Annotated in this window: 17 protein-coding genes; 7 read left to right on the forward strand and 10 right to left on the reverse strand. The window is 61.0% G+C overall.

The window, feature by feature from the left end; translation table 11 throughout:
* Positions 1-96 precede the first annotated feature (96 nt).
* Positions 97-963 (reverse strand): carboxylate/amino acid/amine transporter, encoded by an 867-nt coding sequence (locus SLW74_RS25745; RefSeq protein ID WP_296307597.1) that lies wholly within the window; start codon positions 961-963, stop codon positions 97-99.
* A gap of 389 nt (positions 964-1,352) precedes the next feature.
* Positions 1,353-1,667 carry a 3-phosphoglycerate kinase gene (locus tag SLW74_RS25750; protein ID WP_065992674.1) on the reverse strand — a complete coding sequence of 105 codons (315 nt, stop codon included), beginning with the start codon at positions 1,665-1,667 and terminating at the stop codon, positions 1,353-1,355.
* A gap of 50 nt (positions 1,668-1,717) precedes the next feature.
* Here SLW74_RS25750 and SLW74_RS25755 point away from each other — a divergent pair, with 50 nt between their 5' ends.
* From SLW74_RS25755 to SLW74_RS25765, 3 genes are all read left to right on the forward strand, one after another.
* On the forward strand, positions 1,718-2,644 hold the full coding sequence (locus tag SLW74_RS25755) for a LysR family transcriptional regulator (RefSeq protein ID WP_410930527.1): 927 nt from the start codon (positions 1,718-1,720) through the stop codon (positions 2,642-2,644).
* 358 nt (positions 2,645-3,002) lie between these two features.
* Complete coding sequence (locus SLW74_RS25760; protein ID WP_065992670.1) at positions 3,003-3,560, forward strand: peptidylprolyl isomerase; 558 nt, start codon at positions 3,003-3,005, stop codon at positions 3,558-3,560.
* Positions 3,561-3,749: 189 nt separating this feature from the next.
* A complete protein-coding gene (locus SLW74_RS25765; protein ID WP_369319767.1) occupies positions 3,750-5,582 on the forward strand; it encodes an ABC transporter ATP-binding protein in 1,833 nt (610 codons plus the stop codon).
* A 73-nt stretch (positions 5,583-5,655) separates the two neighbouring features.
* Here the strand turns inward: SLW74_RS25765 and SLW74_RS25770 are convergent, their stop codons facing one another.
* The gene (locus SLW74_RS25770) at positions 5,656-6,780 is read right to left on the reverse strand and encodes a GNAT family N-acetyltransferase (RefSeq protein ID WP_065992666.1); all 1,125 of its coding nucleotides are present in this window, start codon (positions 6,778-6,780) and stop codon (positions 5,656-5,658) included.
* Between the two features lie 279 nt (positions 6,781-7,059).
* Between SLW74_RS25770 and SLW74_RS25775 the strand changes: the two genes are divergently transcribed.
* Positions 7,060-8,379: a putative porin gene (locus tag SLW74_RS25775; RefSeq protein WP_410930528.1), complete on the forward strand. Its 1,320-nt coding sequence runs from the start codon at positions 7,060-7,062 to the stop codon at positions 8,377-8,379.
* Between the two features lie 338 nt (positions 8,380-8,717).
* Here the strand turns inward: SLW74_RS25775 and SLW74_RS25780 are convergent, their stop codons facing one another.
* From SLW74_RS25780 to fadD2, 4 genes are all read right to left on the reverse strand, one after another.
* Positions 8,718-9,857: a beta-ketoacyl-ACP synthase III gene (locus SLW74_RS25780; protein WP_410930529.1), complete on the reverse strand. Its 1,140-nt coding sequence runs from the start codon at positions 9,855-9,857 to the stop codon at positions 8,718-8,720.
* Between the two features lie 228 nt (positions 9,858-10,085).
* Positions 10,086-13,997 (reverse strand): ATP-dependent RNA helicase HrpA, encoded by a 3,912-nt coding sequence (gene hrpA, locus SLW74_RS25785; RefSeq protein WP_410930530.1) that lies wholly within the window; start codon positions 13,995-13,997, stop codon positions 10,086-10,088.
* A gap of 682 nt (positions 13,998-14,679) precedes the next feature.
* Complete coding sequence (fadD1, locus tag SLW74_RS25790) at positions 14,680-16,377, reverse strand: long-chain-fatty-acid--CoA ligase FadD1 (RefSeq protein ID WP_065992652.1); 1,698 nt, start codon at positions 16,375-16,377, stop codon at positions 14,680-14,682.
* A 356-nt stretch (positions 16,378-16,733) separates the two neighbouring features.
* Complete coding sequence (fadD2, locus tag SLW74_RS25795) at positions 16,734-18,422, reverse strand: long-chain-fatty-acid--CoA ligase FadD2 (protein WP_410930531.1); 1,689 nt, start codon at positions 18,420-18,422, stop codon at positions 16,734-16,736.
* Positions 18,423-18,648: 226 nt separating this feature from the next.
* Between fadD2 and SLW74_RS25800 the strand changes: the two genes are divergently transcribed.
* On the forward strand, positions 18,649-19,593 hold the full coding sequence (locus tag SLW74_RS25800) for an alpha/beta hydrolase (protein WP_296310396.1): 945 nt from the start codon (positions 18,649-18,651) through the stop codon (positions 19,591-19,593).
* Between the two features lie 40 nt (positions 19,594-19,633).
* Complete coding sequence (locus SLW74_RS25805; protein WP_065992646.1) at positions 19,634-20,104, forward strand: MaoC family dehydratase; 471 nt, start codon at positions 19,634-19,636, stop codon at positions 20,102-20,104.
* Between the two features lie 111 nt (positions 20,105-20,215).
* Here SLW74_RS25805 and ccoM read toward each other — a convergent pair whose 3' ends face one another.
* The 3 genes from ccoM to SLW74_RS25820 form a co-directional block, all read right to left on the reverse strand.
* Entirely contained in the window at positions 20,216-20,332 is a 117-nt protein-coding gene (gene ccoM / locus SLW74_RS25810; RefSeq protein WP_296310393.1) for a cytochrome c oxidase subunit CcoM, read from the reverse strand.
* A gap of 132 nt (positions 20,333-20,464) precedes the next feature.
* On the reverse strand, positions 20,465-20,626 hold the full coding sequence (locus SLW74_RS25815) for a hypothetical protein (protein ID WP_167355831.1): 162 nt from the start codon (positions 20,624-20,626) through the stop codon (positions 20,465-20,467).
* A 66-nt stretch (positions 20,627-20,692) separates the two neighbouring features.
* Positions 20,693-21,040 carry an aspartate-semialdehyde dehydrogenase gene (locus SLW74_RS25820; protein WP_065992645.1) on the reverse strand — a complete coding sequence of 116 codons (348 nt, stop codon included), beginning with the start codon at positions 21,038-21,040 and terminating at the stop codon, positions 20,693-20,695.
* Between the two features lie 205 nt (positions 21,041-21,245).
* Between SLW74_RS25820 and rapA the strand changes: the two genes are divergently transcribed.
* The gene (gene rapA, locus SLW74_RS25825; protein WP_410930532.1) at positions 21,246-24,092 is read left to right on the forward strand and encodes an RNA polymerase-associated protein RapA; all 2,847 of its coding nucleotides are present in this window, start codon (positions 21,246-21,248) and stop codon (positions 24,090-24,092) included.
* Positions 24,093-24,172: the final 80 nt, after the last annotated feature.

Below are 24,172 nucleotides of genomic sequence, written 5' to 3' on the forward strand. Positions count from 1 at the left end.
ATCTATTCGGTTGATCCCAACATGAAAAACCACCCATGAAGATATCTAACATCACCCTCGCTGATGTCGGTAACGCGGGCGTCTAACCCGGCTGTTTCAGAGAACAGCCCGGCGTTGAACAACACCGCGACGGCTGATCCACACCGATGAAACAATCACCAGCCCGCCCAAAAACAGCTTGCCCAAGTCCTCATTCTGCCCCCAGATCAATAGATTGATCAGCAGCCCCACCGGCACATGCAGGTTATTCATCACTGCCAGTGTGGCGCCGTTGACCAGGCACGCACCTTTGTTCCACCAGTACATGCCGAGCGCGGTGGAACACAGGCCGAGGAACAGCAGCACCACCCACTGTTGAGGCGCATCCGGCAGATGCTGCGGGTTGCCGAACAGCAGAAACGCCGGCAACGCCACGGCCAGGGCGCCGAGGTAGAAATAACCGAAGCGGCGGTAGTGCGGCAGATCGCTGGGGTGGCGGGCGACCAGGTGTTTGTAGAGCACCTGGCCCGCCGCGTAAGTGAAGTTTGCTACCTGCAGCAACAGGAAGCCGCCGAGGAAATTCGGATCGACCCGGTCGTAACGGATGATCACCGCGCCGAGCACCGCGACCAACGCCGCCAGCAGGCCCCACGGATTGAAGCGCCGATTGAGGGCGTCCTCGATCAGCGTGACGTGGAGCGGCGTCAGGATGGTAAACAGCAGCACTTCGGGAACCGTCAGCACGCGAAAGCTCAGGTATAGGCAGACGTAGGTGACGCCGAACTGAAGCGCGCCGATCAACAGCATGCCGCGCATGAATGACGGCTCGACTCGACGCCAGCGCGTCAGCGGGATGAACACTAATCCGGCCAGGACAACCCGCAGCAGAACAGCGAAGTAGCTGTCGACGTGCCCGGCCAGATAAACGCCGATCAGGCTGAAGGAAAACGCCTGAATCAGCGTCACGAAAAGTAGATAGCCCATGGTTGCCCCTTTTTTGAAGGCGGCGACCTTAGCGGGTTGGCCACGGCGTGTCTATTGAACAGGTCGGCTGGGCCACCGTTTGCGGCGATGCCTAACCCTAAAAGAAAAAACCCGATCAACCCGGCGCAGTCCTGCGGGTCGATCGGGCAATGCACTCAGGAGCGAACGAGTGCCAATGGAGTGTCGATGAACGCGAGCATCATCGGGCGGCGGGATTAACGGGCGATTAAGAGGCGCGTTGGATGTCACTCCAGCACGTGAGCGCTCATCACCCTGCCCTGTCAGCGGCCGGCGTCTCGATCAAAGAAGCCGACTATCGACCCGAACCCATCTAAGAATTTGTTTTATCGCCGAAGCCGAAGTACGCTCGGTCGACGCTGAGACGTGGGTTACAGAGGCTCGCAGCTCAGGGAGATGCGCAGCTTGACGATGTCGCGGGTGAACTTGGCGGTCACTTCGGTGCTGCTCTTCGGCGCGACCTGGACCCGGCGCGTGCGTGGGGCTTCCGGCCCGTTGCGGAAGACCACGCTGCACTTGGCGGGGACGTCGCCAAAGTTATTCAGGGTGATATTGCCGATGTCGTAGGCGACGTCATGACTGTTGTAGTCGACCTGCACGCCCTTGATGTCTTTCTCGACGTCGATCGGGTAGGCGAACGCGCTCAGCGGCAGCATCGCCAGCAGCACACAACAGATTCTTTTCATGGGGCAGTCTCCATTCAGGGACCGCCAGCTTAGGACAACAGGAGCGAGAGATGAAAGCGCCCCGCGTGACCCTTGATCAATGGCGCACGCTGCAAGCCGTTGTCGACCATGGCGGCTTTGCTCAGGCCGCCGAAGCGCTGCACCGCTCGCAGTCGTCGGTGAGCTACACCGTCGCCAGAATGCAGGACCAGCTCGGCGTTCCGCTGTTGCGCATCGACGGCCGCAAAGCCGTGCTGACCGAGGCCGGTGAGGTATTGCTGCGGCGCTCGCGGCAGTTGGTGAAGAACGCCAGCCAGTTGGAAGACCTGGCCCACCACATGGAACAGGGCTGGGAGGCCGAGGTGCGTGTGGTGGTAGACGCCGCCTACCCGAACGCGCGACTGGTGCGGGCGCTGACAGCCTTCATGCCGCAGAGCCGCGGATGTCGGGTGCGGCTGCGTGAGGAAGTGCTGTCGGGAGTGGAGGAAGTGTTGCTGGAAGGCGTCGCCGATCTCGCCATCAGCGGATTCAGTATTCCGGGGTATCTGGGCAATGAGATGAGCAAGGTGGAATTCGTCGCCGTCGCCCATCCCGGGCACCCGTTGCATCAGTTGCAACGTGAGCTGAATTTCCAGGACCTCGAAAGCCAGCTGCAGGTGGTGATTCGTGACTCCGGGCGTAATCAACCGCGGGACGTCGGCTGGCTCGGCGCCGAACAGCGCTGGACGGTCGGAAGCCTGGCCACTGCGGCTGCGTTCGTCAGCAGCGGTTTGGGGTTTGCCTGGCTGCCACGCCACATCATTGACCGGGAGATTCAGGAGGGGGTGCTGAAGATTCTGCCGCTGGATAAAGGCGGCAGTCGGCATCCGACGTTTTATCTGTATTCCAGCAAGGACAAACCGCTCGGGCCTGCGACGCAGATTCTGATTGAGCTGATTCAGAGTTTTGATGCCGCGCCGCTGGATGCGCCCTTCCCGGGGCCGCAGCAGATGCTTTGAATAGGCTCTATCCGGGGACAGATTAATTTACGGTGAAGCGCTGTAAATAAATCAGTCCCCTCAGTCCCTGGGGAATGCATCGGGGGTCACACCGCAAATTTGAGGGTGTTCACACTGGCCCCTTCCCGGCTGAAGCCGGTCCTACGAATGCACCGCATTACCCTGTGGGACCGGCTTTAGCCGGGAAAGCGTCGGGCGTTACACCGCAGGATTGGGGGTGATTAAACCGGCCCCTTCCCGGCTAAAGCCGGTCCCACTAAAACAGGGCGCGCCACACGCCCACTGTCCAAATCCCGGCAAACGTGCTTCCCTTACGTCCTGTTTTTTCGCAGTCGACATCAATTTCAGGACTCTGCCCATGCTGAAGAAAATCGCCCTCTCCGCCGCTGCCGTGTTGTTCGCCGGCAATTTGATGGCCGCTCCGGCGCCTCACGTTGTGCTGACCACCAGCTTCGGCGATGTGGAAATCGAGCTGAACCAGGACAAGGCGCCCGTCAGCACCCAGAACTTCCTCAAGTACGTCGACAGCAGCTTCTACAACAACACCATTTTCCACCGTGTGATCCCGGGCTTCATGGCTCAGGGCGGCGGGTTCACGGCGCAGATGCAACAGAAGCCGACCAACGACCCGATCAAGAACGAAGCCGATAACGGCCTGCACAACGTGCGCGGCACCGTCGCCATGGCGCGGACCTCGGACGTGAATTCGGCCACCAGCCAGTTCTTCATCAATGTGAAGGACAACGCGATGCTCGACCACGGCGCCCGTGACTATGGCTACGCGGTATTCGGCAAAGTCGTCAAGGGCATGGACGTCGTTGACCAGATCGTCAATGCGCAAGCCGGCAACAAGGGCGGCATGCAGAACGTGCCCCTTGACCCGATCCTGATCAAGACGGCCAAGCGCGTGAACTAAGCCTGTCGCAAGCGTAAAAGCCGGGCGCCTGCCCGGCTTTTGCATTTTAAGGACAAGGGCCCTTGATTCAGCGTGAGCAATCGCGTTTCCATGTGGTCTGATCGCAAGACTGTCTCCGGGCTGCTCTCAAGCCGCTGTATCCAATCCCCATCCAAAGGAGAGCCCGCTCAAGCGTGGGCGTCATTGCCAATGCTCTATCGCCGTTTTGAACAGCTGATCGATATCTTCCGCGAAGCCCCTTCCGCCGCCCCGCCCAACACCGTCGCCTCGTTCTACCTGTATTACCTGCGTCAGGTGTGGCCCAGCTTTGCCGCGCTGCTGGTGGTCGGACTGATCGGCGCGCTGATCGAAGTGTCGCTGTTCAGCTACCTGAGCCGCATCATTGATCTGGCCCAAGGCACGCCCAACCCGAATTTCTTCCGCGAACATGCGTTCGAGCTGACGTGGATGGTCATCGTCGCGCTGGTGCTGCGCCCGATCTTCGTTGCCTTGCACGACCTGCTGGTGCACCAGACCATCAGCCCCGGCATGACCAGCATGATCAACTGGCAGAACCACAGTTACGTGCTCAAGCAGAGCCTGAATTTCTTCCAGAACGACTTCGCCGGGCGCATCGCCCAACGCATCGTCCAGACCGGCAACGCGCTGCGTGATTCGGCGGTGCAGTCGGTGGACGCGTTGTGGCACGTGCTGATCTATTCGATCAGCGCGCTGGTGCTGTTCGCCGAAGCCGACTGGCGCCTGATGATTCCACTACTGAGCTGGATCTTCGCATTCATTCTGGCGCTGTGGTACTTCGTGCCTCGGGTGAAGGCTCGCTCGGTCATTTCCTCCGATGCGCGCTCCAAGCTGATGGGCCGCATCGTCGATGGCTACACCAACATCGCAACGCTCAAGCTGTTCGCGCACACCAACTCGGAGCAGCAGTACGCCCGCGAGGCCATCAGCGAACAAACAGAAAAGACCCAGCTGGCAGGTCGCGTGATCACTGAAATGGACACCGTGATCACCAGCCTCAACGGCATTCTGATTGTGACGACCACAGGCCTGGCATTGTGGCTGTGGACCCAGTCGTTGATATCCGTGGGCGCGATTGCGCTGGCGACCGGTCTGGCGATTCGGATCGTCAATATGTCCGGTTGGATCATGTGGGTGGTCAACGGCATTTTCGAAAACATCGGCATGGTGCAGGACGGTCTGCAGAGCATCGCGCAGCCGGTGGGCATCACCGACCGGGACGCTGCACCGAAGCTGGCGGTCAGCCGTGGCGAGGTGAAATTCGAAGACCTCAACTTCCAGTACGGCAAGGGCAAGGGCGTGATTCACGGCCTGAACCTGGATATCAAGCCGGGCGAGAAAATCGGGTTGATCGGGCCATCCGGCGCTGGTAAATCGACCCTGGTGAATCTGCTGCTTCGTCTGTATGACGTACAAGGCGGCCGCATCCTGATCGACGATCAGGACATTTCCCACGTCGCTCAGGAAAGCCTGCGTTCGCACATCGGCATGATCACCCAGGACACGTCGCTGCTGCACCGCTCCATCCGCGATAACTTGCTGTACGGAAAACCGGATGCGACCGACGCCGAACTGTGGGAAGCGATGCGCAAGGCCCGCGCCGACGAGTTCATCCCGTTGCTCACGGACTCCGAAGGCCGCACCGGGCTGGACGCCCATGTGGGCGAGCGCGGCGTGAAACTGTCCGGTGGTCAGCGTCAGCGTATCGCCATCACCCGCGTGCTGCTCAAGGACGCGCCGATCCTGATCATGGACGAAGCGACGTCAGCGCTGGATTCGGAAGTGGAAGCGGCGATTCAGGAGAGTCTGGAGACGCTGATGCAGGGCAAGACGGTGATTGCGATTGCCCACCGGCTGTCGACCATCGCGCGGATGGATCGCCTGATCGTCCTGGAAAACGGCGTGATTGCGGAAAGCGGGACCCATGGCGAACTGCTGGCCCACAAAGGCTTGTATGCGCGGCTGTGGGCGCATCAGACGGGCGGGTTCGTCGGGGTGGATTGACCTGTCGCCGTCACTCAATGGGAGCGACCCAGTCGCTCCCATTGTCTCCGCTACGCTGACACCCGCGATTCAACTACACCTGCCGATACGGCAACGCCCCGCGCGCTTCTTCGGCGTACGCCAGAATCCCCGCCCGTTCCTGGGTCAGAAAATCCGCCACCGCCTCGCGCAATCCCGGGTGCGCCAGGTAATGCCATGAGTGGGTGATGACCGGCTCGAAGCCGCGGATCAATTTGTGCTCCCCTTGGGCGCCCGCGTCGAAGCGCTTGAAGCCGTGGGCGATCGCGTAATCCATGCCCTGATAGAAACACGTCTCGAAGTGCAATCGATCGAACTCGGCCAAACAGCCCCAGTAGCGACCGTAAAAACTGTCGCCGCCGACCAGGCTGAACGCCATCGCCACCGGGCGCGAACCCTGCCGCGCCAGCACCACACGAATCGCGTCGGGCATGCGCTCGGCAACCAGACTGAAGAACTCCCGCGTTAGGTAAGGCGTTTGCCCACGCACTTCGTAGGTATTGGAATAGCAGGCGTAGACGAAATCCCAATGCGCCTCGCTCAGTTCATGCCCTTCGAGCCAGTCGAAGTCAAAACCCTGCCCCGCCACTTGCTCGCGCTCCTTACGCATTTGCTTACGCTTGCGTGAGCTCAAGGCGTCGAGAAAATCCTGAAAATCCCGATAGCCGCGGTTCTGCCAATGGTACTGACAGCCAATGCGCTGCAGCCAGCCGGGTTGTTCGGCGAGCAACGCATCGGCGACCGGGTCGGTGAAGTTGACGTGAACGCTGGACAGCTCCTCGCCCTGGGCATACCCCGGCAGGCAAGCGAGCAGTTCACGGCCATCTTCGGGGGTCTTCGCCAACAGCCGGGGCCCGCTCACTGGACTGAACGGCACCGCCACCAGCAGCTTGGGGTAATAGGCCAGACCGGCGCGACGGCAAGCGTCCGCCCAGGCGTGATCGAACACGTACTCGCCATAAGAGTGCCACTTGCGGTACGCCGGCAGCGCAGCGATGAGTCGCTCACCCTCGTAGTGCAGCAAGTGCTCGGCGCGCCAGCCGGAACGCGGCCCGAGGCTGCCGCTGTCTTCCAGCGAACTGAGAAAGGCATGGCGCAAAAACGGTGAATCGCCAGGTATCAGGGCGTCCCACTGTTCAGGCGCAAGGTCAGAAAGCTTATCCAATCGGTGTAACGACATCCCACCACTCCAGGTCGCGCCAACGTGGGCGCAGTATCACCTATTCATCTGTTCTGCACATGAAATTACTCGCGGCACCGCTCTAGCCCGCAGCTCCAACGAAATTTTCACATGTCACCCACACGACATCAGTTCGCCACCGTATCGTCATAAACGCTGGCAATACTGGCGCCAGTTTTTAGAGCCAGAGGTTCTAAGAACGCCAATTTTCTTCCGCCCGCCTTTGGTCGGCTGATCCCTGGATGATCCGGTCATCCCCTCTCAGTTACGGAGATTGATATGCGTCTTGCTTCCACGAAAACTGCGGCAGCCCTGTGTGGTGGTGTGCTGCTGGCCATGAGCGTTCCGGCCAGCGCCGCAGTCGACGCGAAACTGCTGGACATGCTCAAGGCCAATGGCTCGATTTCACCTGCCCAGTATGCCGAACTGCAAACCGAGCTGACCAAAGACCAGTTGGCTCAGCAACAGGCTCAGAAAGCCACGTCCGACCAGATCGCCGCCGCCACCACGGCCAAGTCCTCCGAACTGTCTGCCTTCGAGCAGAAAGTGGCATGGGCAGCGAAGACTCAATTCAAAGGTGACGTTCGCGTTCGGCAAGAGACGGTCAAGATCGACGACCAGAACAACAGCCAGGACAAAAATCGTCAGCGTATCCGTGTGCGTCTCGGCGCCTACAGCGAGATCAACCCGCAAGTCAGCACCGGCATCCGTATCGCCACCGGTGGTGACAACAAGGCCAACTCCACCAACGTTGACCAGAACGACTACTTCACCAAGAAAGACCTGTGGCTGGATCAGGGCTTCATCGACTACCACCCGACCGCAATCCAGAACCTGCACGTCATCGGCGGCAAGATGGCTCAGCCATGGGTCAGCGAAGGCGACGTGATCTGGGACAACGACATCAACCCTGAAGGTCTGGCCGCCACTTACAGCCTGCCGATCAACAAGGGCTTCGAGCTGTTCGGCAGCGCCGGTACCTACACCCTCAAGGACAACATCAGCGGCGAAGGTACGCAGTTCAAGAACGACCTGCGCCTGAACGCGGCTCAGTTGGGTACGCGGGTCGCCATCACCGACAACGTGAAGATGACTGTCGGCGGTTCGGTCTACAACTACGAAAACTCCAACGACTGTAATCCGGCGGCTGCCAGCACCAGCACAACGTTCTGTGGCTTGAGCATCAACGGCAACAACACCACTGACTTCCGCCTGTACGAAGGCTTCGGTCAACTGGACCTGACCGGCTTTGTCGTACCGGTCGGCCTGTACGGTCAGTACGTGGTCAACAGCGCCACCAACAGCGACGAAGACACCGCCTGGCTGGCGGGTGTAAAAACCAAGGTGTTCGGTTTCGGTCTGGACTACAACTACCGCGACACGCAGCGTAACGCTGTGGTGGGTGCTTTCACCGACTCCGATTTCGCCAACGGCACTACCGGTTCGCGCGGTCACAAGCTGGCCATTTCCTACGACATCGACAAGAACTTCGCCGTCGGCGCGACGTACTTCCTGACCAAAGCGGACTTCACGACCTCTGCGCTGCCGCGTGATCAGGATGCCAACACGCTGCAGCTGGACGTACTGGCGAAGTTTTAAGAAAGCGAGCTTCAAGCTGCAAGCGACACGTTAAAAGCTAAAAGCCTCAAGCGGCGTGCTGCTGCCGTTTGAAGCTGCTAAAAAACTCAAGCCCGCCGTTGCCCTGTCGGATCCCCATCATCCGTTCCGACAGAGCGACGCCGGGCTTTTTTGTTGCGATGCCATACGCCGAACTCTGTAAGAGCATGGCTTGTCCCGCGATCGGCTGCGCAGCAGTCGTTAAACCTCGCCACGCCATTCTTGCTGACACACCGCATTCATTGTGTTGCTGCCGCTTCGCGCCAGATCGCGGGACAAGCCACGCTCCTACGTCATCAACCGCGGTCATGCCGCGCGCATCACTTCTTGCGCAAGATCACGCTACCAATCGAATACCCCGCGCCGAACGAACTGAGTACGCCCAGCGCGCCGCTTGGCAGGTCGTCCTGGTGTTCGTGAAACGCGATCACCGAACCTGCGGAGCTGGTGTTGGCGTAGCGATCGAGGATCACCGGCGCTTCTTCGACAGTGGCGTCGCGGCCCAGCAGTTTCTTCACGATCAGGTGGTTCATGCTGAGGTTGGCCTGATGCAGCCAGAAGCGTTGCACGTCGCTGACGTTCAACTGGTTCTCGTCCAGGTGCGCGGCCACCAGTTCGGCGACCATCGGGCAGACGTCGCGGAACACCTTGCGGCCTTCCTGCACGAACAGCTTGTCCTGCTTGTCCTGCTTGTCCTGCCTGCCTTGGCCCTCTTCCGCCGTGCGATTGAGGAAACCGAAGTTGTTGCGGATGTTATTGGAGAACGTCGTCAGCAGCTTGGTGCCAACGATGTCGAACTGGTGCTGGGAGGTTGCCAGGTCAGCACGCTCGACCACCACCGCCGTGGCCGCATCACCGAAGATGAAGTGGCTGTCACGGTCGCGGAAATTAAGGTGAGCGGTGCAGATCTCAGGGCTGATGAGCAACAACGCGCGGGCCTGGCCCAGCTTGACGCTGTTGCATGCGGTCTGGATGCCGAACGTGGCCGAGGAGCACGCCACGTTCATGTCAAAGCCGAAGCCCTCAACGCCCAGCGCCGCCTGGATTTCGATGGAGATCGCCGGATACGCGCGCTGTAGGTTGGAACAGGCGACGATCACGCCGTCGATGTCAGCGGGAGTCTTGCCGGCACGCTGCAGGGCCTGATTGGCCGCGGCAACGCCCATCTCGCAGAGGATCGACCACTCGTCATTGGAACGCTCGGGCAGACGCGGCTTCATGCGCTGGGGGTCGAGAATGCCGTCCTTGTCCATCACGTAACGGCTTTTGATGCCGCTGGCTTTTTCGATGAACGCCGCGTTGGATTCCGTCAGTGCCTGGACCTCTCCCGCTTCGATCGCGGCGGCATTTTCGGCGTTGAACTGGGCAACGTAGGTGTTGAAAGACTGCACCAGCTCATCGTTGGAAATACTGTTGGCGGGGGTGAAAAGCCCGGTGCCACTGATCACGACTTCGTACACGGTCGTTCCTCTCGAGATAAAAGCAGCTCATTGACGGCAGCAGCTGAACAGCCAGCACAAGCGGGGGCGTTGGCGATCTGGGACGAAGGTCCCAATGCAACGGGGCAGCAACCCGCTTGGCGGACGACGGATGTTTTATGACGCTATGAAGTTTAGCCGCGAAGTTTGCCATAACGGCCGCCATTTCGCGCTATCGGGTAATGTAATCGGCACTGCGGGCCGAGGGGATCACCCCTCGACCTGAGTCCACTGCTTGTTCAGGCGCTTGTCCGAGATCGGCACTTTGGTGCCCAGTTGCTGCGCAAACAGCGAGACGCGGTATTCCTCCAGCCACCAGCGATACACCACCAGCTCCGGGTCGCGCTTGCCTTCCTGGGCATGTTTGTCGGCGCGGGCCTGGTACTGCGCCCAGAGATTGCCCAGTTCGATGCTCCAGACCCTGTCCTTCTGCGCCTGGCTGCCGAGTTTCTCGAGGCGCATTTCAATGGCCTTGAGGTAACGCGGCAGTTCCTTGAGCCACACCGCCGGCGTCTCGCGGATGAAACCGGGATAGACCAGCTTGCTCAGCTGACCTTTGATGTCGTTCAGCGCCACGGCCTGGGCCAGATCGATCTTGCCCTTGAAGCGCTTCTGCAGGCCATGCCACAGCTTGAGAATCTCCAGCGTCAGCCTCGCCAGCCGCTCGGCATGCTCGGTCAGACCACCACGCTTGCGCTCGGCCAGGGACAGCAGGCCGGCGCCGTCTCGGGGCAACGTCGTTTCGCCCTCAAGAATGCAGCTGTCGAGACTCGCCAGCAGGATGTCTTCGATCAATGCATCGACCCGACCTAAGTCGCGGTACAGCAAGGCCAGCTCGGTCTGTCCCGGCAACTTGCTGCGCAAAAACTTGGCCGGCTCTGCCAGTTGCTGCAACAACAGCCGTTGCAGGGCTCGGCGGTGCTGGTATTCGGCCTCGGCCTGGGTGGAGAAACGCCCTTCTTTGACCGCGCCGCCCTCTTCCACCAGTGCCGGATACACCGTCATCGACAGCCCGGCGATCTTCTGCTGAGTCTTCTCGGCCACCTTTGCGAAGCCCTTGGCCTCGACCGGCTGCTGACCTTTCGCCGAGTGCGGCACTGCGAGTGCAGCCTGTCCGGCCTCGGCGAAACGGGCGGTCAGCTCATCCAGCTCACGGCCTTCACCGAGGAACTTGCCGTTGGCGTCGACCACTTCAAGGTTCATTTTCAGGTGGCTTTCCACCTGCTGCGCCGCTTCGGCCCAGGCTTCGTCGGTCACCCGCACGCCGGTCATGCGCAACAGCTCGCGGCCCAACGACTGGGGCAGCGAGCCTTCGGCGAAGACCATCCGCTGCAACGCGGCTTTGACGAAGTCCGGCACCGGCACGAAATTCTTGCGCAGCGCCTTGGGCAGGTTGCGCACCAGCGCCACGCATTTGGTTTCCAGCACCCCTGGCACCAGCCACTCCAGGCGCTCGGCCGGTAACGACAGCAACAGCGGCGCCGGCACCCGCAGGGTCACGCCGTCACGCGGATGGTTGGGCTCGAAGTGATAGGTCAGCGACAGGGTCAGTTCGCCCAGGCGCAAAGTGTCCGGGTACTGATTGGCCGTGACCTCGCTGGCTTCACGGGCGAGCACATCTTCCTCGCGCATGATCAGCAACTGCGGGTTCTTCTGGCTCTCCATCCGGTACCAGGCGTCGAACGTCGCGGTCTGGTGAATCTCCGCCGGCAAGCGTTCGTCGTAATAGCGGTACAGGGTTTCTTCGTCGGCCAGGATGTCTCGGCGACGCGCCTTGGCTTCCAGTTCGTCGAGCTGCTCCAGCAATTTGGCATTGGCTGAGAGGCATTGGGCCCGGGACTGGATTTCGCCGCGCACCAGCCCTTCGCGTATGAAGAACTCGCGGGACACGACCGGATCGATCGGCCCGAAATGCACGGGCCGACGCCCAACCACGATAAGGCCGAACAGGGTGATCTGCTCGAAGGCGACGACCTGGCCGCGCCTCTTTTCCCAATGGGGTTCGAAGTGGTTTTTCTTGATCAGGTGCCCGGCGAGGGGTTCGATCCAGTCCGGTTCGATCTTCGCCACCATGCGTGCATACAGCTTGGTGGTCTCGACCAGCTCGGCTGCCATGATCCATTGCGGACGCTTGCGGCCCAGCCCCGACGACGGATGCACCCAGAACCGCCGCTGACGCGCGCCCATGTAGTCGCCCTCTTCAGTCTTCTGACCGATCTGGCTGAGCAGGCCCGAGAGTACCGCCTTGTGGAATTTCGGGAAATCGGCCGGCTCTTTATTGACCGTCAGTTGCAGGTCGCGACAGATCAGGCTCAATTGACGATGGGAGTCACGCCACTCGCGCAGGCGCAAGTAATTGAGGAAATTACGGCGGCACCAGTTACGCAGAGGGCTGGCGGTCAGGGCCTGGCGCTGTTCTTCGAAACCGCGCCATAGATTGACCAGCCCGGCGAAGTCGGAGTCCTGATCTTTCCATTGCGCGTGGGCTTGGTCGGCGGCCTGCTGACGCTCCGGCGGACGCTCACGGGGGTCCTGAATCGACATGGCGCTGGCGACAATCAACACTTCCTGCAGGCTGCCCTGCTTCGCCGCTTCGAGCAACATGCGGCCCATGCGCGGGTCCACCGGCAGGCGCGCCAGTTGCCGGCCCATCGGCGTCAGGTTGTTCTCGCGGTCGACCGCCGACAGCTCCTGCAACAGGTTGAAGCCGTCGCTGATGGCTTTGCCGTCCGGCGGCTCGATGAACGGGAAATCGGTGATCTGGCCCAGTCGCAGGTGGAGCATCTGCAGGATCACCGCCGCCAAGTTGGTGCGCAGAATCTCCGGGTCGGTGAATTCAGGCCGCGACAGAAAATCTTCTTCGCTGTACAGCCGCACGCAAAGGCCCGGCTCGACCCGACCGCAACGGCCCTTGCGCTGGTTGGCGCTGGCCTGGGAAATCGCTTCGATGGGCAGGCGCTGCACTTTGGCGCGGTAGCTGTAGCGGCTGATGCGCGCGGTGCCGGTGTCGATGACGTAGCGGATACCCGGCACGGTCAGCGAGGTTTCGGCGACGTTGGTCGCCAGCACCACGCGACGGCCCGGGTGAGACTGGAAAATTCGTTGCTGCTCGGCCGGCGACAGGCGCGCGTACAGCGGCAGGACTTCGGTGTGCTTGAGTTGAGCCTTGCGCAGCATCTCGGCGGCGTCACGGATTTCCCGCTCGCCGGGCAAAAACACCAGCACATCGCCGGGGGACTTGCGCTCGCTGCGTTCGAAAGCGGCCAACTCGTCCAGCGCGGCGAGAATCGCCTGATCGACGGTCAGGTCCTCCTCGATGCTGTTGCCCTCTTCGTCCTGCTGGGCGGTCATCGGCCGGTACCAGGTCTCTACCGGGAAAGTCCGGCCCGAGACTTCGATGACCGGCGCCTTGTCGAAATGCTCCGAGAAGCGTTCGAGGTCGATGGTCGCCGAGGTGATGATGACTTTCAGGTCCGGGCGACGGGGCAGCAGGGTTTTCAGATAACCGAGCAGGAAGTCGATGTTCAGGCTGCGTTCGTGGGCTTCGTCGACGATGATCGTGTCGTAGCGCTCAAGAAAGCGGTCGTGCTGTGTTTCGGCGAGCAGGATGCCGTCGGTCATCAGCTTGATCAGGGTGTTTTCGTCGCTCTGGTCTTCGAAGCGCACCTGGTACCCCACCAGACCGCCCAGCGGCGTGCCGATTTCTTCGGCGACCCGGCTGCCGACGCTGCGTGCCGCGATGCGACGCGGCTGGGTGTGGCCGATCAGTCCGTGCTGCCCGCGACCGATTTCCAGACAGATTTTCGGCAGCTGCGTGGTTTTGCCCGAGCCGGTTTCGCCGGCGATGATCAACACCTGATGTTCAAGGATCGCTTTCTTGATCTCGTCGCGCTTGGCGGCGATCGGCAGGTTTTCGTCGTAGCGCAGGGTCGGCACGCTTTGCGCGCGACTCAGCACACGGGCGCACGATGCCTGCACGCGCTCGACCCACTGCGCCAGCTTCGTCTCGTCCGGTTTCTTGCGCAGCTCATGCAATTGCCGGCGCAAGCGATGACGATCGCTGATCATCGCGTGGTCGAGATTTTTGAAGAGTTGGTCGATGGAGGTCGAATCGTCGGTCATCAGGGCGCGGAATCTTTCTATCTGAATGCAGGGCGCGGATTGTCGCAGATTTGGTGGGGTGGAGGCAGGTCTGTGGCGCAAAGGCATTCACGGGCAGGGTGTAAGCCTCGCGCGCAAGGTGGAGCGCCACCCCGGTCGCTCCCACGAGGTCGTGACGGCTTCCACATGGGGGGTTTGTGCCAAAAAATTAATGGCGGTCATGCGGGCCTCTTCCCGGCTGAAGCCGGTCCCACTAAGAGCAGCGCGTGCATTGAGTAAAATATGTGGCGATCACACCGGCCTCTTCCCGGCTAAAGCCAGTCCTACAGTGGGTGCGCAGTAAGTCTGTGGGACCGGCTTTAGCCGGGAAGCTTGTGATCTGCTTTTGATCTTCATGCGGAGAAAGTCCAGACGACACCTATCGCGACCTTGGTGCAGGCTGAACGTAGGTCTCGCGGAGTGGGCCGGGCCGCATGGATGCGGCGAGAGCGCCGTCAGGACATGGATGTCCGTTCGGCGCGGGCCCACGGAGCGGGACCGGAGTGAAGGAACCCCGAGGAACGAGGGGCCCAACCGAGAGCAAGCACCCTTGGCTGCTCTTTAAAACCGAGAGGGGGGTGCTTTTCCAAGTAACTCGCCGAAGGCGAAACCCGAGGCCGTTAGGCCGACCACGCTGGCGGGGTCTGTTGGTGTCAGGGCTGACTCAGGCCGGCTTCTTAAGCGCCAGCTTTTTCAGTTCTTCGTCACGCAGTTCGCGGCGCAGGATCTTGCCGACGTTGGTGGTCGGCAGGGCGTCGCGGAATTCCACGCTACGCGGCACTTTATAAGCCGTGACGTTGGCGCGCATGTGCTGCATGACTTGATCCTTGCTCAGGGTCGTGCCCGGCTTGCACACCACGAACAGCTTGATCGCCTCACCGGATTTCTCGTCCGGGATACCGATGGCCGCGCACTGCAGAACGCCCGGCAGGGTCGCCAGCACATCTTCCAGCTCGTTCGGGTACACGTTGAAGCCGGAGACCAGGATCATGTCTTTCTTGCGATCAACAATGCGCATGTAGCCATCCGGCTGGATGATCGCGATGTCACCGGTCTTCAACCAACCGTCGGCATCGAGCATCTCGTCGGTGGCGGCCTGATTTTGCCAGTAGCCTTTCATCACCTGCGGACCCTTGATGCACAGCTCGCCCACTTCGCCGACCGGCAGCTCTTCGCCAGCGTCATTAATGGTCTTGCACAGGGTCGAAGGCACGGGAATGCCGATGGTGCCCATCTGGATCTTCTGGAACGGGTTGACCGACGCCACCGGGCTGGTCTCGGTCATGCCGTAACCTTCGCAGATCGAGCAGCCGGTCACCTCTTTCCAGCGCTCGGCCGCCGCGGTTTGCAGAGCCATGCCGCCCGACAGGGTGAGTTTGAGGGAGGAGAAATCCAAGTGGCGGAAGTCGGCGTTATTGCACAGCGCGACGAACAGCGTGTTGAGCCCGACGAAGCCGGAAAACTTCCACTTCGACAGCTCTTTCACCATCGCCGACAAATCACGGGGGTTGCTGATCAGCACGTTGTGGTTGCCGCTCAGCATCATCGCCATGCAGTGAAAGGTGAACGCATAGATGTGGTACAGCGGCAACGGCGTGATCAGAATCTCCGTGCCTTCATTGAGGTTGGCCGCCATCAGCGCCCGGCATTGCAGCATGTTGGCGATCAGGTTGCGGTGGGTCAGCATCGCGCCCTTGGCCACGCCGGTGGTGCCGCCGGTGTATTGCAGCACCGCGACGTCGTCGCCGGTCGGCGAAACATCCCGCACCGGCTGACCGTGCCCCTTGGCCAGCACGGCGTTGAATTTGACCGCCTTGGGCAGGTGAAACGGCGGGACCATCTTCTTCACGTACTTGATGACGCTGTTGACCAGCAGGCGCTTGAGGGGCGGCAGCAGGTCGGCGACTTCGGTGACGATGATGTGCTTGACGCCGGTCTTGGGCACGACCTTCTCGGCCAGGTGCGCCATGTTCGCCAGGCAAACCAGCGCCTTGGCGCCGGAGTCGTTGAATTGGTGTTCCATTTCCCGCGCGGTGTACAGCGGGTTGGTGTTGACCACGATGAGCCCGGCACGAATGGCACCGAACACCGCGACCGGGTACTGCAGCACGTTGGGCAACTGCACGGCGATGCGATCGCCCGGTTGCAGGTCGGTGTGCTGTTGCAGATACGCCGCAAAGGCACCGGACAGCGCGTACATTTCGCCGTAGGTGAGGGTCTTGCCCAGGTTGCTGAACGCAGGTTTGTTGGCGAAACGCTCGCAGGACTGTTTCAATACGGCCTGTACGTTCGGATACTGATCCGGATCGATATCGGCAGCGATACCTGTCGGATATTTATCCTTCCAGAAGTTTTCGAGCATAAAAGCCGACTCCTCAGCAACAGCGTTTCTACACACCGCTTGATGCGATGATTTCTTGTGTTTGGAATATTGTAGTAACCGCTTTTTGTTGACCGTTGGCACAAAAAGCGGGGCGAGCGTATCAGCTTTGCCAAAGGCCGCCTAGAGCCAAAAGCGGGCTCTCCAGTCACATACCTGACTCTTGAATAGGCCACGGTCACGTTTAGAGCAATGAACCTAAATGTCGGAAATATCCTACGGTGATGTTCATTTATGCGGCCCCCTCAAACCCTGAAGCCAAACACCGGGCAAAAAAACGGCGTGATCATCACGCCGTTTTGTGCGGGTAAAGCTCAGGGGAAGGAAGCGATGCCCGATCAGGCGATATCCCGCAGCTCGCGCCGCAGGATTTTCCCCACAGGCGTCATCGGCAACGACTCACGCAGCACGATCTGCTTGGGAATCTTGTAGCCGGTGAAGTTCTCCTTGCAGTATGCCTTCAACTCCTCGCTGGTCAGCGTGGCATCCCTCGGCACCACGAACAGCTTCACAGCTTCGCCCGAACGGTCGTCCGGAACGCCGATCACCGCACAGTTCGCGACTTTCGGATGCCGCGAGACAACGTCTTCGATCTCGTTCGGGTAGACGTTGAAGCCCGAAACGATGATCAGGTCCTTCTTGCGGTCCACGATACGAATGAACCCGTCCGGGTCGATCACCGCGATGTCCCCGGTTTTCAGCCAGCCTTTGCTGTCCAGCACTTCGGCGGTGGCCTCTGGCTTGTTCCAGTAACCGAGCATGATCTGCGGCCCCTTGAGGCACAGCTCGCCGCGCTCACCCACAGGCAGCTCGGCACCGTCGTCGCTGATGACCTTCGCCGTGGTGCCCGGCACCGGCATGCCCACCGTCCCCAGCCTGGACTGAGTGCCATAGGGGTTGGCGGTGGCGACGGGAGAGGTTTCGGTCAGGCCATAGCCCTCGACGATCGGGCAGCCGGTCAATTGCAGCCAGCGCTCGGCGGTGGCTTTGACCAGCGCGGTGCCGCCGGAATTGGTCAGGCGCAACGTCGAGAAATCCAGATTCTTGAATTCGGGATGGTCCATCAGCGCCACGAACAGCGTGTTGAGGCCGAGCATTGCCGAGAACTTCCACTTCTTCAGCTCTTTGATGAAGCCGCCGATGTCCCGCGGGTTGGTGATCAGCAGGTTGTGATTGCCGCTGACCATCATGCACATGCAATTACAGGTGAACGCATAGATGTGATAAAGCGGCAGCGGCGCCACCATGATCTCGCTGCCCTGCTTGAAGATCGGCCGCCCGTCGGGCCCGTGCTGCTGCATGCAGGCATAGACCTGCTGCATGTTGGCGACCAGATTGCCGTGGGTCAGCATCGCGCCTTTCGGCGAACCGGTGGTGCCGCCGGTGTACTGCAGCACAGCGACGTCATCCAGCGCCATTGGCACCCGTTGCAGACGATCGCCCTTGCCCAGCTTGAGCACACGTTTGAACGGGATGGCTTGGGGCAAGTGGTACGCGGGCACCAGCTTCTTGACCTTTTCGACCACGGTGTTGATCAGCCAGCCTTTGGCCGCCGACTGCATGTCGCCCATCTTCACTTCGATGAGGTACTGAATATCGGTGTCCGCGAGCACTTCCTGCACGTTCTTGCCGAAGACGTTGAGATAGACCAGTGCGCGGGCGCCGGAATCCTTGAACTGGTGGCGCATCTCCCGGGCGGTGTACAGCGGATTGGTGTTGACGACGATCAGGCCGGCGCGCATGGCACCGAACACGGCGATGGGGTACTGGATGAGGTTGGGCATCTGCACGGCGATGCGGTCGCCGGGTTTGAGGTCAGTCTGCTGTTGCAGGTAACCGGCGAAGGCCGCCGATTGGCGCTCAAGCTCTGCGTAACTCAGGGTGACACCCATGTTGCTGTAGGCCGGCCGATCGGCGTACTGGCGGCAACTGCGCTCGAACACTTCGATCACCGATGTGTACGCCTGCAGGTCCACCTCAGAAAGAACGCCAGCGGGCCGCTTGTCGTTCCAGAATTCAGGTTGCATGTTGTTTTTATCCTCTTACCTGAGTGTACTGGCCCCGTGGTATTTAAACGGGCGTTTGCCGGACGTTAGCAGCTATGGCATAGAAGGCAAATAGTCGTCGCCACGTCATCACCAGTGTGAATCTTGCGGGTAACCAGCCTGCCATCCGGCTACCGCTATACACTCAAGCAAAGCGCTCGCCACTGCGTTTTTTGAGACAACTTTTTACAGGGGCCAGGAAAACGCGATGGAACACGAAGCTTTTTGGCTGGACGCTCAAGATCACAGTCGTCTCTATGTGCGGACCTGGAGGCCGATGGGCAATGCCCGGGCGGTGGTCATGCTTTCCCACGGGATGGCTGAGCACGGCGGGCGCTATGACAGACTCGGCGGGGCACTGATGCGGGCAGGCTTCGCCTTGTATGCCGCCGATCAGCGTGGCCACGGCCATTCGGCCTCCCATGGCACTTTGGGTCATTTCGCCGATCAGGACGGCTGGAACAAAGTGGTCGGCGACCTCGCCACGCTGAAAGCGTCGATTGCGGTGCGCCATCCGGGCGTGCCGGTGTTCCTGCTCGGTCACAGCATGGGCAGTTACATCGCCCAGGGGTATTTGCTGCACCACAGCGCCAGTGTGCAAGGGGCGATTCTCAGCGGCTCGAATTACCATCCGGTCGCCTTCTACCGCTCGGCGGCGCTGGTTGCTCGTTTTGAACGCTGGCGCCAAGGGCCGGCGGGTCGCAGCGCGTTGATCGAGCACCTGTCGTTCGGCTCGTTCAACAAACGATTCAAGCCCGTACGCACCTGCTATGACTGGCTCAACCGCGACCCGGCCGAGGTCGACGCGTACAGCCATGACCCGATGTGTGGCTTTCGCTGCACCAATCAGTTGTGGATGGACCTGCTTGGCGGCCTGCAACAGATCAGCAAGCGTTCGAACCTGGCGCAGATCGATTCCGGACTGCCAATCCTGATTATCGGTGGCGAATGTGATCCGGTGAGCGATGGCAAGCGTCTCACGCATCTGGCCGACGCTCTGAGCGGCACCGACCACCCGTTTGTTACGCTGAAGGTCTACCCGCAGGCGCGTCACGAGATTTTCCTGGAGATCAATCGTGAAGAGGTCACCCATGACCTGCTTGCCTGGCTTGAACAGGCGCTACAGCAGCCAAGGCCGCGCCGCAGCGAATGACCCCGGTGGTTCATCTTTCCCAACTGTCACAGGACGCCCCATGACCCAAGTCACCAACACGCCGTACGAATCCCTTGAAGTCGGCCAGACCGCCAGCTACAGCAAAACCGTCGAGGAGCGTCACATCCAGCTGTTCGCCGAGATGTCCGGCGACCGCAACCCGGTGCACCTGGACGCTGAGTTCGCGGCCAAGAGCATGTTCAAGGATCGCATCGCCCACGGCATGTTCAGCGGCGCATTGATCAGCGCGGCAGTGGCCTGTGAACTGCCTGGCCCGGGCACTATTTACCTGGGTCAGCAGATGACCTTCCAGAAGCCGGTGAAGATCGGCGACACCCTGACCGTGCGCCTGGAGATCCTCGAGAAACTGCCAAAATTCCGCGTGCGCATCGCCACTCGCGTGTTCAATCAGAACGATGAACTGGTGGTGGATGGCGAGGCCGAGATCCTTGCGCCACGCAAGCTGCAGACCGTGACCCTGGCCGATCTGCCGCCCATCACCGTGGGTTGAGCCGCCGCCAGCATCCTCCCGGCGCAGCAATCAGCACGCACAGCCACCGCGCAAAAAAAATGGGCAACCGAAGTTGCCCAAAATGCCTTGCGTGCTCTTTGTATAGAAAACTCAGCGTCTGCCGCGCCGGGGTGAGTCTTTCCAGATGAACAGTCCGACGCTTGAATAAATCACCATCATCAGCCCCACCGCCATGACGCCGGCTATCACTGCGTGGTCGAGAAACATGCGCGTGCCCTCTGCTTCAGCCTTTGACAGGCGCAGAGTAACCAGAGGGGTAGCGGGAGAAATTGACTCAGGTCAATGCCGGCGTGAATCGCAAACAGCAGCCGGCAGGCGGGGGACGAACGGGAGGCGTGGTCAGCGTTTTTTCGGTTTGCTCTTGGCTTTCTTCTTGCCCTTGCCCAGCGGCATGGCCTGTTCGAACGCGCTTCGGACTTCGTTCAGCCGTTTGTCATTGAGGTCGTGAACACGCTTGGCGCGTTCGGCACTCAGGTCTACCAGTTTGTCGTCATCGCTCATGGCGTATCGCTCGTGAATACCTGTTGCCGCCAATAATGCGCAATCGCAGCGGCGCTGACCAGCGCCTCAGACCTTCAGGTCGACCCACAGGCCCTGGCGTGGCTCGTCGTCGATGATCGGAACCACCGGCACAGTGTCGTCGGCATTGAGGAAATCCCCGGGAATGGCCGGGCCTTCTTGCAGATCGGGGTGACGGTCAGCCACGCGCCGGTCGCTGCGGCGGCGTTGATGGCGGCGTTGTTCTTCGCGCAGCAGCAATTCGGCCTGCTCGCGGTCACGTTCGCCCATGTCGATATTGGTTTCGCTCGAACTCTTTTGAATCGGCGTTACCGGCGGGATGTCCGGGGTGGGTTTGACCGGGTCCAGCTGCGAAGTCACGGGGGCCGCGCTCAATGGGATCAGCGGTGGCAGCATGGTAATGGTCTCCTGTTATCAAGCTGTCGGCTGCCGTTTCGTCGACTTGAGCCGATTCAAGCGCGAGTTTCGACTATGTTTTTCGCAGCAAGTGCCCGTTCAGCCACGCCTCCCACTATATCCGGGGGTTTTTACAATGTGGCTTTGGCCTGGGCGCCTTGTTCCGTTAACATAGTCGGCTTTTTCAAGGCGGGAGTCAGGCAGCATGTCGCAGCAGTATCAACCGGGGCAACGCTGGATTAGCGACAGCGAAGCCGAGCTGGGTTTGGGCACCGTTCTGGCACAGGACGGCCGCTTGTTGACCGTGCTCTATCCGGCCACTGGCGACACGCGCCAGTATGCTTTGCGCAATGCGCCGCTGACGCGGGTGCGCTTCTCGCCGGGTGACACCATCACCCACTTCGAAAACTGGAAGATGACCGTCCGCGAAGTCGACGACGTCGACGGCCTGCTGGTCTACCACGGCCTCAACGCGCAAAACCAGCCGGTGACCCTGCCGGAAACCCAGCTGTCGAACTTCATCCAGTTCCGCCTGGCCACCGACCGCCTGTTTGCCGGGCAGATCGACCCACTCCCGTGGTTCTCCCTGCGCTATCACACCCTCGAACACACCAGCCGCCAGCTGCAATCCTCGCTGTGGGGCCTGGGCGGCGTACGCGCGCAACCGATCGCGCACCAGTTGCACATCGCTCGTGAAGTCGCTGACCGTATCGCGCCGCGGGTCTTGCTGGCGGACGAAGTGGGTCTGGGTAAAACCATCGAAGCCGGTCTGGTCATCCACCGCCAGTTGCTGTCGGGCCGCGCCAACCGCGTGCTGATCCTGGTGCCGGAGAACCTGCAGCACCAGTGGCTGGTCGAAATGCGCCGCCGCTTCAACCTGCAGGTCGCGTTGTTTGATGCCGAACGCTTCATCGAGAGCGATGCCAGCAATCCGTTCGAAGACACCCAGCTGGCGCTGGTGTCACTGGAATGGCTGGTTGAAGACGAGAAGGCCCAGGACGCTTTGTTTGCGGCGGGCTGGGACCTGCTGGTGGTCGATGAGGCTCATCACCTGGTCTGGCACGAAGAAAAGGCCAGCCGCGAATACTCATTGGTCGAGCAGCTGGCCGAAGTGATTCCCGGGGTTCTGCTGCTGACGGCAACCCCTGAGCAGCTCGGTCAGGACAGCCACTTTGCCCGTCTGCGCCTGCTGGACCCGAACCGTTTTCATGACCTGCACGCCTTCCGCGCCGAGAGCGAAAACTATCGCCCGGTGGCAGAGGCCGTTCAGGAGCTGCTGGACAAGGGCACGCTGTCGCCCAAGGCCAACGAGACCATCCGTGGTTTCCTCGGCGCCGAAGCCGAGGCGCTGCTGACCGCTGTTGCCGCCGGCGATGCCGAAGCCAGCGCCCGCCTGATCCGTGAACTGCTTGACCGTCACGGCACAGGCCGCGTGCTGTTCCGTAACACCCGCGCCGCCGTGCAAGGGTTCCCGGAGCGCAAACTGCACCCGTATCCCCTGCCCTGCCCGGCCGAATACCTCGAGCTGCCGACTGGCGAACACGCCGACCTGTACCCGGAAGTCAGCTTCCAGGCCCAGGGTGAGATCAGCGAAGAAGAACGCTGGTGGCGCTTCGATCCGCGGGTGGAATGGCTGATCGACACGCTGAAAATGCTCAAGCGCGTGAAGGTGCTGGTCATCTGCGCCCACGCCGAAACCGCGATGGACCTGGAAGACGCGCTGCGCGTGCGCTCCGGCATCCCGGCGACGGTCTTCCACGAAGGCATGAATATCCTCGAGCGTGACCGCGCGGCGGCCTACTTCGCCGACGAAGAGTTCGGCGCCCAGGTGCTGATCTGTTCGGAAATCGGCAGTGAAGGCCGCAACTTCCAGTTCTCCCATCATCTGGTGCTGTTCGATCTGCCCGCGCACCCGGACCTGCTGGAGCAGCGTATCGGTCGTCTGGACCGGATCGGCCAGAAGCACATCATCGAGCTGCACGTGCCGTACCTGGAAACCAGCCCGCAAGAGCGGCTGTTCCAGTGGTATCACGAAGCCCTCAACGCGTTCCTCAACACCTGCCCGACCGGCAATGCGCTGCAGCATACGTTCGGCCCGCGCCTGTTGCCGCAGCTCGATGGCGGTGACGAGGATGACTGGCAGGCCCTGTTGAACGAGGCCCGTAATGAGCGCGAGCGTCTGGAGAGTGAACTTCACACCGGCCGCGACCGCCTGCTGGAGCTCAATTCGGGCGGCGCGGGCGAAGGCGAAGCGCTGGTGGAAGCCATCCTTGAGCAGGACGATCAGTTCACCCTGCCGATCTACATGGAAACCCTGTTCGACGCGTTCGGCATCGACAGCGAAGACCACTCGGAGAATGCGCTGATCCTGCGGCCGAGCGAGAAGATGCTCGACGCCAGCTTCCCGCTGGGCGACGACGAAGGTGTGACCATCACCTACGACCGTAATCAGGCGCTGGCTCGCGAAGACATGCAGTTCATTACCTGGGAACACCCGATGGTGCAGGGCGGCATGGATCTGGTGCTGTCAGGCTCGATGGGCAACACCGCCGTGGCATTGATCAAGAACAAGGCGCTGAAACCCGGCACCGTGCTGCTGGAGTTGCTCTACGTCAGTGAAGTGGTCGCGCCGCGTTCGCTGCAGTTGGGCCGCTACCTGCCGCCGGCTGCACTGCGTTGCCTGCTGGATGGCAACGGCAACGACCTGTCGGGCCGTGTGTCTTTCACCACCCTGAACGGTCAGCTGGAAAGCGTGCCCCGGGCCAGCGCCAACAAGTTCATCCAGGCCCAGCGTGACGTGCTGAACCCGCAGATCAACGCCGCTGAAAGCAAGATCACGCCCAAGCACGCTGAACGTGTGGCGGAAGCACAGCGACGTCTGGCCGCAGACACCGAAGAAGAACTGGCGCGTCTGACGGCCCTGCAAGCGGTCAACCCGACGGTCCGCGACAGCGAACTGACGGCGCTGCGTGAGCAACGTGAGCAAGGCCTGGCCATGCTGGAAAAAGCCGCGCTGCGCCTCGAAGCGATTCGGGTGCTTGTCGCCGGCTAAACCAACAAGACTCGGGCCGTAAAATGGGACTGATTTATTTACAGCGCTTCACCGTAAATAAATCTGTCCCCTTTGTGCCT

Origin of the sequence: Pseudomonas sp. W5-36, assembly GCF_046540455.1 — a bacterium.
GTDB lineage: Bacteria > Pseudomonadota > Gammaproteobacteria > Pseudomonadales > Pseudomonadaceae > Aquipseudomonas > Aquipseudomonas graminis_B.

Excerpts from the sequence above, each read along its gene's own strand:
- rapA (WP_410930532.1), top strand. The coding sequence starts at position 21,246 with ATGTCGCAGCAGTATCAACCGGGGCAACGCTGGATTAGCGACAGCGAA.
- SLW74_RS25745 (WP_296307597.1), bottom strand. The coding sequence starts at position 963 with ATGGGCTATCTACTTTTCGTGACGCTGATTCAGGCGTTTTCCTTCAGC.
- SLW74_RS25755 (WP_410930527.1), top strand. The coding sequence starts at position 1,718 with ATGAAAGCGCCCCGCGTGACCCTTGATCAATGGCGCACGCTGCAAGCC.
- SLW74_RS25760 (WP_065992670.1), top strand. The coding sequence starts at position 3,003 with ATGCTGAAGAAAATCGCCCTCTCCGCCGCTGCCGTGTTGTTCGCCGGC.
- SLW74_RS25800 (WP_296310396.1), top strand. The coding sequence starts at position 18,649 with ATGGAACACGAAGCTTTTTGGCTGGACGCTCAAGATCACAGTCGTCTC.
- hrpA (WP_410930530.1), bottom strand. The coding sequence starts at position 13,997 with ATGACCGACGATTCGACCTCCATCGACCAACTCTTCAAAAATCTCGAC.
- fadD1 (WP_065992652.1), bottom strand. The coding sequence starts at position 16,377 with ATGCTCGAAAACTTCTGGAAGGATAAATATCCGACAGGTATCGCTGCC.
- SLW74_RS25775 (WP_410930528.1), top strand. The coding sequence starts at position 7,060 with ATGCGTCTTGCTTCCACGAAAACTGCGGCAGCCCTGTGTGGTGGTGTG.
- ccoM (WP_296310393.1), bottom strand. The coding sequence starts at position 20,332 with ATGTTTCTCGACCACGCAGTGATAGCCGGCGTCATGGCGGTGGGGCTG.
- fadD2 (WP_410930531.1), bottom strand. The coding sequence starts at position 18,422 with ATGCAACCTGAATTCTGGAACGACAAGCGGCCCGCTGGCGTTCTTTCT.
- SLW74_RS25765 (WP_369319767.1), top strand. The coding sequence starts at position 3,750 with ATGCTCTATCGCCGTTTTGAACAGCTGATCGATATCTTCCGCGAAGCC.
- SLW74_RS25770 (WP_065992666.1), bottom strand. The coding sequence starts at position 6,780 with ATGTCGTTACACCGATTGGATAAGCTTTCTGACCTTGCGCCTGAACAG.
- SLW74_RS25805 (WP_065992646.1), top strand. The coding sequence starts at position 19,634 with ATGACCCAAGTCACCAACACGCCGTACGAATCCCTTGAAGTCGGCCAG.
- SLW74_RS25815 (WP_167355831.1), bottom strand. The coding sequence starts at position 20,626 with ATGAGCGATGACGACAAACTGGTAGACCTGAGTGCCGAACGCGCCAAG.
- SLW74_RS25820 (WP_065992645.1), bottom strand. The coding sequence starts at position 21,040 with ATGCTGCCACCGCTGATCCCATTGAGCGCGGCCCCCGTGACTTCGCAG.
- SLW74_RS25750 (WP_065992674.1), bottom strand. The coding sequence starts at position 1,667 with ATGAAAAGAATCTGTTGTGTGCTGCTGGCGATGCTGCCGCTGAGCGCG.